This window comes from Acinetobacter sp. ANC_7588 (assembly GCF_056783995.1).
In genome coordinates this window covers 17023-29669 of sequence record NZ_JBWYIU010000003.1, presented here as the reverse complement: position 1 = coordinate 29669, position 12647 = coordinate 17023, and the positions used below count along the sequence as shown (strand labels likewise).

Genomic DNA, 12647 nt, shown 5'->3' with positions numbered 1-12647 from the left:
TTTTGCTTTTTATTTTTTAAAACTTGATAATAATGCGCTGGTAATCGCCTGATTATGTGATGCCACACGAGACTTCTTCGCTTTCGCTGACTGGTCAGCTACACGTTGAATTTTGACAGCTTTTAATTTACCTTGATTTTCAACAACCTGAAATTTGACTCGGTCATTGCGTTTTGGCTCACCTTCATCTGCAGGAAAGTCAGAAATGTGGAAAAAAATATCCTCACCTGCACCACCAATAAAACCAAAACCTTTATCGGCATGATAAATTTTAATTTTTCCTTGCTGGACTTCAGACTTCATAACATTCCCAAAAAACGGTATACAATTTTCAATATTATACACGCATCTTAAAGTGCATCATCTTTGCTGATCACTTTAAATAATCATGCAAGTGCTGTTGGACAATGACGCGTTTGTGTCCTTTACTTTGTTGTTCCGATAACAATGATTCCGCATCTAAAACCACCACTTTGTGACCATCATCCTGTAGACGTTTCACACCTTCAAATAACATTCGAGCACCGACATCATGGATTAAAGTCAGATGTGTAAGATCAAGCACTACTTTATTTTTACCTACAGGCTCATTTTGTAACTCACGCAAGAACATTTCAGTCTCTGTAAATTGTAAGACACCACGTAGCTCATATACCACCATGCCATCATCATACTCACGGCGACTTTGGATAATGGTTTGTGCTGAAGGGGTTCCCTCCATCAAATGTAATCCCATATCACTTGATAGACGTTCAAAGATTTCCACACCTCGAACACTGTTGCCATGGCTGTCTAATTTAGGCGAAAAAACCGCAATCCCGACCTGACCTGGTAAGACACCAATAATCCCCCCTGCCACCCCACTTTTGGCAGGAATACCAACCGTGGTCAACCAATCTCCAGCTGCATCGTACATACCGCACGTCATCATAACGCTAAGTACCTGACGACATACCTGACGATCTAAAATACATTTTCCCGTAACAGGGTCTTTTCCGCCATTCGCCAAAACACTGCCCATTCGCGCTAAATCTTTCACGGTGACTTTAATCGCACACTGTTGAATATAACCATGAACAATATGCTCTGGGTCTTCTTCTAGCACGCCGACGGTACGCAACATATATCCAATCGAAAGATTACGAAATGCTGTTTTCAGCTCAGATTGATAGACTTGCTCATCAAAGGTTAATTCACGCCCACACAGTGCACTCAAGAAACGTCGTAAATGTTCTGCACGTGAAACAGTCTTTTTATGAGGTAATAAAGAATGTGTCGTAATCGCACCCGAGTTAATCATTGGGTTCTTGGGAATCGATCGTTCTTTTTCTAATGAGATTTGATTAAATGCTTCCCCCGAAGGCTCAACACCAACTTTTTCTAATACCTGAGCCAAACCATGTTCTTGAATCGCTAACGCATAAGCAAATGGTTTAGACATTGATTGAATCGTGAACTCAACTTCATCATCCCCTGAGGAATAAATCGTACCATCAATGGTTGAAAGTGCTAAAGCGATACGATTTGGATTGGCAGCTGCCAGTTCTGGAATATAGTCAGCCAATGCTCCTTCGGTATTCGCATGACATTGGTCCAATACATGGGCAAGATAATCAGGTACAGGTGTCTTCATTTTTATTCTCTTGGTGATCAATGGAGACCCAAAATAAGATCTCAAATGTTAAATTCAGCTGTCGATATCGTGTCACATCTGACTTGATTACGACCATTCTGCTTTGCAAGATATAGTGCTTTATCCGCTGCACTATAAATCCTTTGCTTTACTTCGTCTGTGTATAGATGTGGTAAATTTTGTGACATCGCCACGCCAAAGCTTGCGGTCACTTGAATAAAAGTCGCTGGGCTAATCTCAATTTTTTCACTTTCGATCGTTCGACGGCAGCGTTCTGCGATGATTAATGCTTCGTCGATATCACCATCTTTAAGTACTAGAACAAACTCTTCACCACCGAGTCGTCCCACTATATCCTCTTCTCGTGTTTGCTGTTTTAAAATGAGAGCAATACGTTTAAGTACAAGATCACCAACATCATGACCATAATTGTCATTAATCTGCTTGAAGAAATCGAGATCTAAGATGATGAAAGCAAAGCTGCGATTTTGTTGAATTAACTTACTAATAAACTGATTGATGTAACGACGGTTATAGAGGTTGGTTAACGCATCTTTCTGACTTAGTATTTCAATCTTACGCTCACGTCGTCTCCACTGCGACAAGATCAACTCAAAAAAAACTGCTGAGCACAACAGTATGGGTAAATATAGTACCGCCATACTTTTCAGCCAAAAAGGATTGGCATACAAATTAGATTGATTCAGTGCATCACTAAATAATGGTGCATAAGTCAGTTGACCATTGGCCGTCAGTACTGCCAACCACAAGATAATACAAGCAATAATAAAAGAGACGCTATAGATGATGCGCTGTTCATATAACACAAAACCAATTAATACAATATTGACCGTTCCCGCCATCACCGCAGGACTATAAATCCCAACCGTGTATCCTGAAAAAATGACAATCAATCCATAAAATAAGGGGATTAAATAGCCCAAGATTCGGCGAGCAGTAGCATTTTTACGAAGCATTAAAGCGATTATCAGAAAACACATGGTCAAAATCACTTGTGAACATGTGGTCAATGTCCGATGAGGATAATATTCTGGATCTAACCAAATTTGATATTCTGAATGGAAAGTTAGGTAGTACCACAACCAATGACCGATGAGCATCAACAGCCCAAATATAAGTAACAGAATCCCTTTATTAAAGTTGGACCAGTTAATAATAGAACGATCAGATTCTAACAAGACATATTTGATAGCTTGCAATAAACTGCGCTGTTGTTGTACTTCATTCTCTCGAGTCATCATCTAATTGTATTATCGAATATTCATATTTATTTTTATTAAAATTTGGATGTATTCAGCGATCATGTCAATGCGCTTTAAGCATTAAAAAGACTGCTTTATCGTTCAGATCAATTTATGGTATGAATTTGATGATCACTGACCAAAACAAAAGCATTGCTATAAAAAAACCTAAACGTATGTTTCTCTATAGTTAGTAGTACCAAAAACGAAATTTAATCATTGAATTAAGCTGACTGATATAACTGTACCTGATTTCGTCCGCTTTCTTTGGCAATATATAAAGCGTGATCTGCACAATGCGTGATGACGTCTTGATCAGATAACTCATGGGATAATGCAATACCAAAGCTTGCCGTCACATTTAACGAGGTTCCATCATCCAGCACAATCGGCTGCTGTGCAATTGCGTTACGGCAACGTTCTGCGATATCAACCGCTTGATCACGACTGAGATTGTCCAGAATTAATATAAATTCTTCACCGCCATAACGTCCAACCGTATCACCAATACGAACATGATATTCCAAACGCGTCGCCACCTGTTTCAGGACTTCATCTCCTGCTGCATGACCATATTGATCATTAATTTGTTTGAAATGATCCAAATCCAATAAGATCACAGCATAATCAGCACGATCCTGCTGAAAATGTGATAACACTTCATTGATCTGACGACGGTTATAAACGTTCGTCAGCGCATCAAATTTACTGCTGGTTTCGAATTGTTTTTCACGACTGCGCCATTGGGTGAGTAAAATCTCAAAGAATAAAACACTCATAAGTAAAATGGGCACGTAGAGCTGTACCATGCTCATGACCCAAAAATCATTTTGGTAAACGATACTTTTATTCAACTCATCACTAAACATAGGTGCATAACGAATTCGATCGATATGCGTCAAGTAACAGGTTAATAACGTGTATATCGTAATTGGAATTGCAATCCCATAAATAATTTTACGGCTATAAAATACTAACCCGACCAATACAATACTGATGAACCCTGCCATCGTTGCAGGGCTATAAATTCCAATCGAATACCCTGAATAAATCATGGTCATTCCAAAGAAACTAGGAGCAAAGTAAGCAATGAAGGTTTGAAACTTAGCGATATGCTGAAACTTGAAACAACTCCAAAACAGGACAAGATAAATCACGGAGGTCACCAACAATTGGGTAACACGTAATTCAAAATAGTCAGGATTTAACCACTGTGCTTTTTCAGGGGTATAAAAAGCCACAATTAACCAGCGAGCGACCTCAAGTTGGCTTAGAATTCCAAAAAAGAGGATAAGCCGTCCCTTTTTAAAATCACTCCAATTGATCAGCATATTTTGAGGATCAAGGATGTACGTATTGGCCATACGATACAATCGCTTAATCATATGTTGAATCTTCCTGATTAACTTCATTCTGTCCTTTTATCTTTTATATTGTCTTTTTAAGCAGCGTGAACTCGCTCTACAAACAAGATCCCATCAAGATGGTCAATTTCGTGTTGAATAATTCGTGCAGGGAATCCTGAAAAAGTCTCAGTAATTTCCTGTCCTTGCATATTACGATAACGGACACGGATTGATGAAGCTCGAGCTACTTCCGCACGTCGATTCTCTACACTTAAACATCCCTCTTCTCCTAAAACAACATGATCAGAACGCTCCAATATTTCTGGATTAATCATGTAAATAGGCTCCATCTCAGGCGCATCGGGATACCGTATATTGGGTTTTGAAGCGACGATAATAATCCTTTTAGAGACATAAACTTGTGGCGCAGCAATACCGACACCATTGCGCTGTTGCATCGTAAAATTCATTGCTTCAACCAGATGCGTTAACCAGCTACTACTAAACTCAAGTTCACTTACCGGCGATGCAACCAATTCAAGGATCACTTCACCTTTTTGAGCAACGGGTAGTATCGTCATAATACGTTCATCTCAATTATGATAAGAATTTGATCTTCATAATTTTTTAAATTTTAAATCAAATATTTGATTAATAGTCAACCAATCTTAAAGCATTTCAAGATGAAGTAAAACTGATTTAAATGACGAATTTGTGACCTGATAATTTTACGGCTCAAGTTTCACTTTTTTGTATGACATCAGCATCCTGAAGTTCGTAGTAGTGTCTAACCTGATTACGACCACGTTTTTTTGCTAGATATAATGCTTGATCTGCATGACGAATCACCGCTTCTTTATTTAAATTAAATTCAGAAATGGCTATACCAAAGCTTGCTGTCACTCTGATCGTCGTACGTTCATCGATATAAAAGAGCTCATTTTCAATTTCTTTGCGACACCGCTCTGCGACCTCCATCGCAGCTCTGAGGTTTTTATTCTGCAACAGCATCACAAACTCTTCACCACCAAATCGCCCGACAATATCTGTATCACGTATATTTTGACGTAGTACATTGGCAACACGCTTTAAGACGTTGTCTCCGATATCATGACCATAGTTATCATTAATACTCTTAAAATGATCAAGATCTAACAGAATGAGAGCAAATTTTCGTTCTTGTAATTGAATTTCATTGAGTTCTAAACCTATTTTTCGACGGTTATAAATCCCCGTAAGCGGGTCCATTTGACTCATTAAATTAATTTGTTTTTCTCGATTTCTCCATTGCGTCAACAAAATCTCAAACAATACAAAAGTCGCAAAAAAAATAGGCACGTAAAAATAAAGTTGTGAATAAACCCAGAATTCATTAAATACCATGACTGAATAATTGAGCTGATCACTAAAGACCGGTGCGTAGGTCATATAACCCAATGCACTACTGACAATTGCAATGAGCATATATACAGTGACTGGTAAAAAAAGCAGATATACAATCTTGCGTTCAAATAAAACCAGACCAACTGTTAAAATACTGATAAATCCCGCAACGGTAGCAGGACTACTGATACCAACCGAATAGCCACCATAAATAAAGCTTACGGAAAATACCAAAATAATAAAGTAAGGTAAATATTGTATCACCCATTCTTTATGACGCCATATGACACAAGGAATAATCAGTAAGAACTGTAATACACAGCACAGTAACATCCGTGATAGGTGAAAATAATAATAATCAGGATTGAGCCAATGATGTAATGCAGGATGATGAAATGAAAATAAATACCATGTAATCCAGGTGATATGTGCAAGCCCGCCCAATACCATGACCAGAATACATTTATTTAAGTTACTCCAATTCATCAACACACTTTGATTCATAAATGAATGAAGTGTATAGGGGCGAAAAATTCGATTGAATAGTCTTAACATAATGAACTAACTCAATTGAAACAGCTCATCAAAATAAACTATATTTTCATTTAACTCTGTAATCATTAAATCTATTTCACCCCTACAAAATATAGTGAATAAAATCACATATTTTTTATTATAATTGCACTTATTATCACAATCTAACCTTAAGATTAGGATTTATCAAGGTTTTTTTACCATTTATTCTATTTTTTTTTAAAGCTTTTTTTGCTTAAATCCAGCTAAGGATACGCTCAAGCATTTTAATTTGACTCAGCTAAAAATTGCTAAACACACTCCTAACTCTTAGAGATCGAGTTCTCGATAAATAACTTTAATTTCTTGTGCAATGTGAATACTAACTTGATGATGCAAATATTGAATCAAAATATCAAATTGCTCTGCACCATCGTCTAATCCAGTACAAAAATATTCAGTATGAGGAGGAAGCGTTTTTAACCACTGACTTTGATAAAAATCGGCAACGGATTCAAAGTTAAGATAACGATGAGGATGCTGTTGTAATGATTTTACAAATTGCAGAAATCGAGCTTCCCAAAAGTGGATAATCATACATTTAAAGTCTACTGGTTAAATTCAATTTCATTGTTACGTCGATCTGCTTTATTTTGCAGATCGAATCATTCAAATCAATGTCCAAGGATGTAAAGTTTTCAGAGTGAGTAGACGGTTTGCTGTTGAACTTGATATTTTTTCTTCCACTGAAGATAACCTAATAAGGCTAAAACAATAAATGCGCCATAAAGACCAGCCGTCAAGTATAGATCTTTATACATAAACATCATCACATAGATGATATCCACCACGATCCAAGCAGGCCAAATTTCCAAATATCGTTTAGACGTCCAATATGTAATGAGCAGACTTAAACTTGCCAATTGAGCATCTAAATAAGGAATAGAAGCATCCGTAAAATAATCCAGACCTAAACCAAAAATAAGTCCTGCACACATCGTAAAAAACACATGTTTGATAATTCTCAACCCTTGAATACGATTGATGGCAAGTTGCTCTTGCTGTTTAAACTGAGCTTTCCATATCCACCAACCATACAGTCCTAAACCGATAAACACGCATTGCAATATCGTTTCACCATAGAGTTGATAGTCATAAAATAACTTTACATATAAGCCATAAGCCACGAGATTCACAGGCCAACACCATATATTACGACGAATCGTGAGGGTTACACCCAATACACTCATCAATACTGAAATAATTTCTAAAAGGCTCATACACTACTTAAAATGATCGTGGTTTATTCAATACGTCTATCCTAACGTATATTGAATGGCACCATACATGATTCTTAACAAACACCACTTAGCGATGTTCAATTTGAACTGCACAGTTTTGACCTAACCATTAAACTCCTCTAAAAATAGAATGTCCTCAATGGAAAATAATAATGATGAATACAACTCAAACGACCAGAATAACCATTGAAATTCGCAATCATCTGATGTTGATTGGTTTAAACCGTGCTGCGAAGCGCAATGCATTCGACAGTCATATGATTGATGAACTTTCACAAGCACTTACCACCTATGAAGACCAGTCCGATTTACGCTGTGCTGTGATTTATGCACATGGAGAGCACTTCACGGCAGGATTAGATCTGCTTGAGCTTCAGCCGCGTATGTCAGATGGTATATTTTCGGAAGATATGAATCTGATTAACCCATGGGGCACGACTGGTCGTAAACGAAAAAAACCAGTCGTTGTCGCTGTGAAGGGGTATTGTTTTACTGCTGGAATAGAATTGATGTTGAATGCCGATATCTGTATTGCCCATCAAAATACCCAATTTACTCAACTTGAAGTGCAACGTGGCATCCTCCCCTTTGGCGGAGCAACTTCACGCTTCGTTAAAACTGCAGGTTGGTCTAATGCAATGCGCTACTTATTGACGGGGGATTTTTTTGATGCTGCAACTGCATATCGACTTCATTTAATTACCGAAGTAACAGAACAAGATCCGCTTGACCGTGCCATTGAACTCGCCGAATCCATCGCTTCAGCTGCTCCACTCGCTGTTCAGGCCACATTGACGGCTGCTCATGAAGCAATTTCACATGATGAACAGTACGCTTTTAATCAGTTAAAGACTCATCTTCTTCCACTAATACAATCTGAAGATGCAGTCGAAGGTATGCGAGCAATGAGCGAAAAACGTCAACCTCGCTTTAAAGGTCAATAGTTCAATATCGGGAAATATAGACATGCAAGCTATTCCAAATGTGAACCAGATGCCGAGCATCAATAAAACTCAAGTTCAGTTTCCTGCCTTAGATAACTATATGCTCACCGGCACTCGCTACCTATCATCTGGTGTGAAGACTGTTGCACGTATTATTGTGGCTTCAGCGACAGCGGTTCCCCAACCTTTTTATCGCAGATTTGCAGAGTATGCTGCAGAACGTGGTTTTGAAGTGCTAACCTTTGATTATCGTGGTGTGGGGGCATCATCTCCAGCACAACTCAAAGGTTTTAAAATGAGTTATTTGGATTGGGGGAAACTTGATCTCGCTGGTGCCATTGAATACTTTTCTAGCGATACTTTCCCCTTATTTGTGACTGCACACTCTTATGGTGGTCAAGCCTTGGGACTTACCCCTAATCATCATCAAGTCAGTGCCATGTGTTGCTACGGTACAGGTGCAGGTTGGGCAGGATATATGCCGTTCAAAGAAAGATTCAAAGTATCCGTGATGTGGAGTATTGTGTTTCCACCCATTGTCGCAGTCACAGGTTATTTACCTTGGAGTAAATTCAATATGGGCTCTGATCTGCCTTTAGGGGTATATCAACAGTGGCGTCGTTGGTGCAAAAATCCGTTATATTTTTTCGCTGACCCCGAGCAACAAGATTTAAAAGCACAATATGCAAGTGTTAAAACCAAAATTTATGCTGTTTCAGCATTAGATGATGATTGGGCTCTCCCAAATTCGAGGCAAGCCTTTATGCAACATTATCGTTCTGCTGATATGCGCTACATTGATATCACAGCCAAACAGTATCAAATGCCTGCAATTGGACACATGGGATATTTCAAAAAAGGCGCAGAAAAGATTTGGGATGACATGCTCCAAAATTATCTCAATTTAGTTAATGATTAAATTCTAAATTACTGTATAAAGTCAGATTGATGTTCTACCCCTTGTGCGTCAGTATGACGATACATGATGCCATATTGACTCACATAGTATTCAAGGGATTGATTACGATATTCCCATAAAATCGACCACTCACCTAAATCAAATTGATTGATCTGACATAAAGTTCGTGATGGCATCTTGTTCAAAAACTCATATTGAATTTGCTGAGCAAACTTGATATCACGATGATTTACACGTTTCTCAAACAGTAATTTTGCAACCTCATCAAACATACGAATATCTTCGACAGAATCCGTATCATACACCAAGCGCGCCGGCTGGCTGAGATCAGTAGGCTTGAGGAGTTTTGTTAAATCAAAGTGCCTCTGCGTATTCCCCATAATCAATTTAGGTTGTAATAATAGTCGCCATACGGCATAGCAACTGACCAAAGCAAAACACACCACGATTAGCATCATATTTTTTACTCATTCCGATGATTATTCATTGAATCGTTCATTACAGAAATGATTATTTCTTTATTTTTATTGTTAATTTACTTGGTGTTATTAAGTTTTAACTTTTAAAATATTAACTTAAAAACCAGTAGAGGGATGGCACGAAACGTAACAACTCATTTCAAAATCCACATGTTATGTAAACCGTGTAAATCTAGGTAATTTTATTCAATTAATATGACTTAAAAGTACGTTGAAAGATTCTCATTAAAATAGGGTTTAAAATCTTAGTGTTCTAAATCATTACGACATTTTTTGTCGTTTAACTTGATACGCATCTACACTATTCTTTTCTCAAATTTTATAATTTAACCATGAAATATTCCCGTAAACGCAAACCCATTACCAGTGCATGGCCAGTTGAGCATGATTGCTTCCTCATTGAAAACAGTCATCTTCAACTCCAAGCATTGCAACAGACGCTTCCTTATCCTGCTCAAGAAATTCAAGATCGCCAAGAAATCTTGGGGCTCACGAGACGTCGTCGTCAAATGAAAAAATTAGGTCAATTTTAATTTTCTAATGAAGCTAAAAATAAAATCCCAATAATCCATCAAGTTTAAGCATTTTTTGTTTAATGAATTAACCCTCGTCCCCTCTCTGACAATGAATGGATTTCGCCATATTCTTGGATGGTGATTTGCCATCATTTTTGCTCAAAAATAATTATTATTTAAATGCCCTCTCAAAAATGGATCCAAAATATTTATTTTTAAAGATTATTATTGACTTTTTATCTATAAAATAGAATTATTGGATCCAATTGATAAGGAGATCAACTCATGTTTGTAAAAAATGCTTGGTATGTGGCGGCACGACCTGAAGAAGTACAAGATAAGCCTCTAGGAAGACAAATTTGCGGTGAAAAAATGGTTTTTTATCGTGGAAAAGAAAACCAAATACATGCCGTTGAAGATTTTTGCCCACATCGCGGTGCACCTTTGTCATTAGGCTTTGTTGAAGATGGTCAACTGGTCTGTGGTTATCATGGGTTAGTGATGGGATGTGACGGCAAAACGGTTTCAATGCCTGGGCAACGTGTACGTGGCTTTCCTTGCAATAAAAGCTATCGCGCAATTGAAAAATTTGGCTTTATTTGGGTATGGCCAGGAGACCAATCGCTTGCAAGTGAAGATCAACTCCCAACTTTAGAGTGGGCTGAAAATCCAGAATGGGCCTATGGTGGTGGACTATTCCACATCAACTGTGATTACCGCTTGATGATTGATAACTTAATGGATCTCACCCATGAAACATATGTTCATGCAAACAGCATTGGTCAAAAAGAAATCGATGAAGCTGCACCAACCACTCGTGTTGATGGTGACCACGTTGTGACTGAACGTCATATGGAAAACATTTATGCACCTCCATTTTGGCAAATGGCTCTAAAAGGTAATAATCTCGCTGCAGATGTCCTAGTAGACCGTTGGCAAATTTGTCACTTTCATGCACCTAGCAATGTTCATATTGAAGTTGGTGTTGCCCACGCAGGGCATGGTGGTTACAACGCACCGGAAAATAAAAAAGTGTCTTCAATCGTTGTAGATTTTATTACCCCCGAAACGGAAACGTCTCACTGGTATTTCTGGGGAATGGCTCGACACTTCCAACCCGACAACATCGAATTAACTAACCAAATTCGTGAGGGACAGGGCAAAATTTTCTCGGAAGATTTAGATATGCTTGAACAACAGCAACAGAATTTATTGAGACATCCTGATCGTAAATTGCTGATGCTGAATATTGATGCAGGCGGTGTTCAATCTCGAAAAGTAATAGACCGCTTGATCAGCTTAGAGCAAACGAATGATGAGCAGAAAATTACAACTTTGAATGTTGTTTAAAGTAAACCCACATTTTATCAGTTTTTCATTTTACCAAGGAGCGATACTCACATGGATGTGACTATTCAGAAGATTTATCGTCATAATGAACACATTTTATCTTTCGAACTGGTAAACACCCATGGTGAATTATTACCAGCTTTTCAAGCCGGTGCACATATTGATGTGCACTTAGGTAATCAATTAATTAGACAGTATTCTTTGGCAAATTGTAGTTCAGAGCAGCACCGTTACGTCATTGGTGTCCTGAATGATCCTTTATCACGTGGTGGTTCTAAATTTATTCATGAACAACTTCGTGAGGGTCAGCAGCTCAAGATTAGTGAACCACGAAATTTGTTTGCCTTGGTTCCTGAGACAGAATATGCATATTTGTGTGCAGGTGGAATCGGTATCACTCCTATCTTAGCAATGGCTAAAGAGCTTAAACGCAATAATCAGTCCTTCCAATTACTGTATTTTGTGAAAACGAGAGCTTCTATTGCATTCCAACAAGATTTAGAGGCTCTAGGAGATTCCGTCCACATCCATATTGATGATGAACCTGAAACACATATTCTTTTGAATACAGTCTTTGCCTCTCCTCATATCGATCATCATATTTATGTATGTGGCCCAGATGGTTTTATGAACTATGTGATCCATACCGCAGATACGCTCTCATGGCCTAGTCATCAAGTACATAAAGAGCATTTCAGCGCACAAGCTATTGATACCAGTCAAGATGGCAGTTTTGAAATTGAGATTTTAAAAACAGGGCAACGTATTCATGTCGCAGCTGATCAATCTGCAGCACAAGCTTTAGAACATGCTGGAATCTGTATCCCTTTATCTTGTGAACAAGGTATTTGTGGCACTTGCTTAGTAAATGTAGTTGAAGGTGAAATTGATCACAGAGATATGTATTTAACTGAAGAGGAACAAGCTGCAAATGATCAATTCACACCTTGTTGCTCAAGAGCCAAATCTCAACGAATTATCATTGATGTTTAATTTGGATCG

General features: G+C 38.1%; 14 protein-coding genes. 5 read left to right on the top strand and 9 right to left on the bottom strand.

Translation table 11 applies throughout. The annotated features are described in order from the left end of the window. Nucleotides 1-9: 9 nt before the first annotated feature. From AC1M9J_RS03995 to pnuC, 8 genes are all read right to left on the bottom strand, one after another. Complete coding sequence (locus AC1M9J_RS03995; protein WP_481586536.1) at nucleotides 10-303, bottom strand: cold shock domain-containing protein; 294 nt, start codon at nucleotides 301-303, stop codon at nucleotides 10-12. A gap of 70 nt (nucleotides 304-373) precedes the next feature. Continuing rightward, the gene (locus AC1M9J_RS03990) at nucleotides 374-1633 is read right to left on the bottom strand and encodes a glutaminase (RefSeq protein ID WP_481951936.1); all 1260 of its coding nucleotides are present in this window, start codon (nucleotides 1631-1633) and stop codon (nucleotides 374-376) included. Between the two features lie 41 nt (nucleotides 1634-1674). Further along, nucleotides 1675-2895 carry a GGDEF domain-containing protein gene (locus AC1M9J_RS03985; protein ID WP_481951935.1) on the bottom strand — a complete coding sequence of 407 codons (1221 nt, stop codon included), beginning with the start codon at nucleotides 2893-2895 and terminating at the stop codon, nucleotides 1675-1677. A gap of 224 nt (nucleotides 2896-3119) precedes the next feature. Further along, a complete protein-coding gene (locus tag AC1M9J_RS03980; protein ID WP_179997681.1) occupies nucleotides 3120-4280 on the bottom strand; it encodes a GGDEF domain-containing protein in 1161 nt (386 codons plus the stop codon). Nucleotides 4281-4336: 56 nt separating this feature from the next. Beyond that, nucleotides 4337-4825, bottom strand: coding sequence for a peptide deformylase (def, locus tag AC1M9J_RS03975; protein WP_481586554.1), 489 nt, complete (start codon nucleotides 4823-4825; stop codon nucleotides 4337-4339). A 151-nt stretch (nucleotides 4826-4976) separates the two neighbouring features. Next, complete coding sequence (locus tag AC1M9J_RS03970; protein ID WP_481590598.1) at nucleotides 4977-6110, bottom strand: GGDEF domain-containing protein; 1134 nt, start codon at nucleotides 6108-6110, stop codon at nucleotides 4977-4979. 357 nt (nucleotides 6111-6467) lie between these two features. Beyond that, on the bottom strand, nucleotides 6468-6734 hold the full coding sequence (locus AC1M9J_RS03965; RefSeq protein WP_092766902.1) for a hypothetical protein: 267 nt from the start codon (nucleotides 6732-6734) through the stop codon (nucleotides 6468-6470). 101 nt (nucleotides 6735-6835) lie between these two features. Continuing rightward, nucleotides 6836-7417 (bottom strand): nicotinamide riboside transporter PnuC, encoded by a 582-nt coding sequence (pnuC, locus tag AC1M9J_RS03960; RefSeq protein WP_481951934.1) that lies wholly within the window; start codon nucleotides 7415-7417, stop codon nucleotides 6836-6838. Between the two features lie 173 nt (nucleotides 7418-7590). Here pnuC and AC1M9J_RS03955 point away from each other — a divergent pair, with 173 nt between their 5' ends. Together AC1M9J_RS03955 and AC1M9J_RS03950 are read left to right on the top strand one after the other, a co-directional pair. Beyond that, on the top strand, nucleotides 7591-8382 hold the full coding sequence (locus AC1M9J_RS03955) for a crotonase/enoyl-CoA hydratase family protein (protein WP_481588868.1): 792 nt from the start codon (nucleotides 7591-7593) through the stop codon (nucleotides 8380-8382). Between the two features lie 22 nt (nucleotides 8383-8404). Continuing rightward, nucleotides 8405-9301, top strand: coding sequence for an alpha/beta hydrolase family protein (locus AC1M9J_RS03950; RefSeq protein WP_481597312.1), 897 nt, complete (start codon nucleotides 8405-8407; stop codon nucleotides 9299-9301). Between the two features lie 8 nt (nucleotides 9302-9309). On the opposite strand, the gene AC1M9J_RS03945 is transcribed toward AC1M9J_RS03950, so the two are convergent. Next, nucleotides 9310-9759 carry a hypothetical protein gene (locus AC1M9J_RS03945; RefSeq protein WP_051586611.1) on the bottom strand — a complete coding sequence of 150 codons (450 nt, stop codon included), beginning with the start codon at nucleotides 9757-9759 and terminating at the stop codon, nucleotides 9310-9312. A 353-nt stretch (nucleotides 9760-10112) separates the two neighbouring features. Between AC1M9J_RS03945 and AC1M9J_RS03940 the strand changes: the two genes are divergently transcribed. From AC1M9J_RS03940 to AC1M9J_RS03930, 3 genes are all read left to right on the top strand, one after another. Then, entirely contained in the window at nucleotides 10113-10313 is a 201-nt protein-coding gene (locus AC1M9J_RS03940) for an acyl-CoA thioesterase (protein ID WP_481951933.1), read from the top strand. A 267-nt stretch (nucleotides 10314-10580) separates the two neighbouring features. Then, entirely contained in the window at nucleotides 10581-11645 is a 1065-nt protein-coding gene (locus tag AC1M9J_RS03935) for an aromatic ring-hydroxylating dioxygenase subunit alpha (protein WP_035269112.1), read from the top strand. A gap of 51 nt (nucleotides 11646-11696) precedes the next feature. After that, entirely contained in the window at nucleotides 11697-12638 is a 942-nt protein-coding gene (locus AC1M9J_RS03930; protein WP_180028002.1) for a PDR/VanB family oxidoreductase, read from the top strand. The last annotated feature ends 9 nt before the right edge of the window (nucleotides 12639-12647 follow it).

Excerpts from the sequence above, each read along its gene's own strand:
- AC1M9J_RS03995 (WP_481586536.1), bottom strand. The coding sequence starts at position 303 with ATGAAGTCTGAAGTCCAGCAAGGAAAAATTAAAATTTATCATGCCGAT.
- AC1M9J_RS03930 (WP_180028002.1), top strand. The coding sequence starts at position 11,697 with ATGGATGTGACTATTCAGAAGATTTATCGTCATAATGAACACATTTTA.
- AC1M9J_RS03945 (WP_051586611.1), bottom strand. The coding sequence starts at position 9,759 with ATGATGCTAATCGTGGTGTGTTTTGCTTTGGTCAGTTGCTATGCCGTA.
- AC1M9J_RS03970 (WP_481590598.1), bottom strand. The coding sequence starts at position 6,110 with ATGAATTGGAGTAACTTAAATAAATGTATTCTGGTCATGGTATTGGGC.
- AC1M9J_RS03935 (WP_035269112.1), top strand. The coding sequence starts at position 10,581 with ATGTTTGTAAAAAATGCTTGGTATGTGGCGGCACGACCTGAAGAAGTA.
- AC1M9J_RS03985 (WP_481951935.1), bottom strand. The coding sequence starts at position 2,895 with ATGATGACTCGAGAGAATGAAGTACAACAACAGCGCAGTTTATTGCAA.
- AC1M9J_RS03940 (WP_481951933.1), top strand. The coding sequence starts at position 10,113 with ATGAAATATTCCCGTAAACGCAAACCCATTACCAGTGCATGGCCAGTT.
- AC1M9J_RS03990 (WP_481951936.1), bottom strand. The coding sequence starts at position 1,633 with ATGAAGACACCTGTACCTGATTATCTTGCCCATGTATTGGACCAATGT.
- AC1M9J_RS03980 (WP_179997681.1), bottom strand. The coding sequence starts at position 4,280 with ATGATTAAGCGATTGTATCGTATGGCCAATACGTACATCCTTGATCCT.
- AC1M9J_RS03950 (WP_481597312.1), top strand. The coding sequence starts at position 8,405 with ATGCAAGCTATTCCAAATGTGAACCAGATGCCGAGCATCAATAAAACT.
- AC1M9J_RS03965 (WP_092766902.1), bottom strand. The coding sequence starts at position 6,734 with ATGATTATCCACTTTTGGGAAGCTCGATTTCTGCAATTTGTAAAATCA.
- AC1M9J_RS03955 (WP_481588868.1), top strand. The coding sequence starts at position 7,591 with ATGATGAATACAACTCAAACGACCAGAATAACCATTGAAATTCGCAAT.
- pnuC (WP_481951934.1), bottom strand. The coding sequence starts at position 7,417 with ATGAGCCTTTTAGAAATTATTTCAGTATTGATGAGTGTATTGGGTGTA.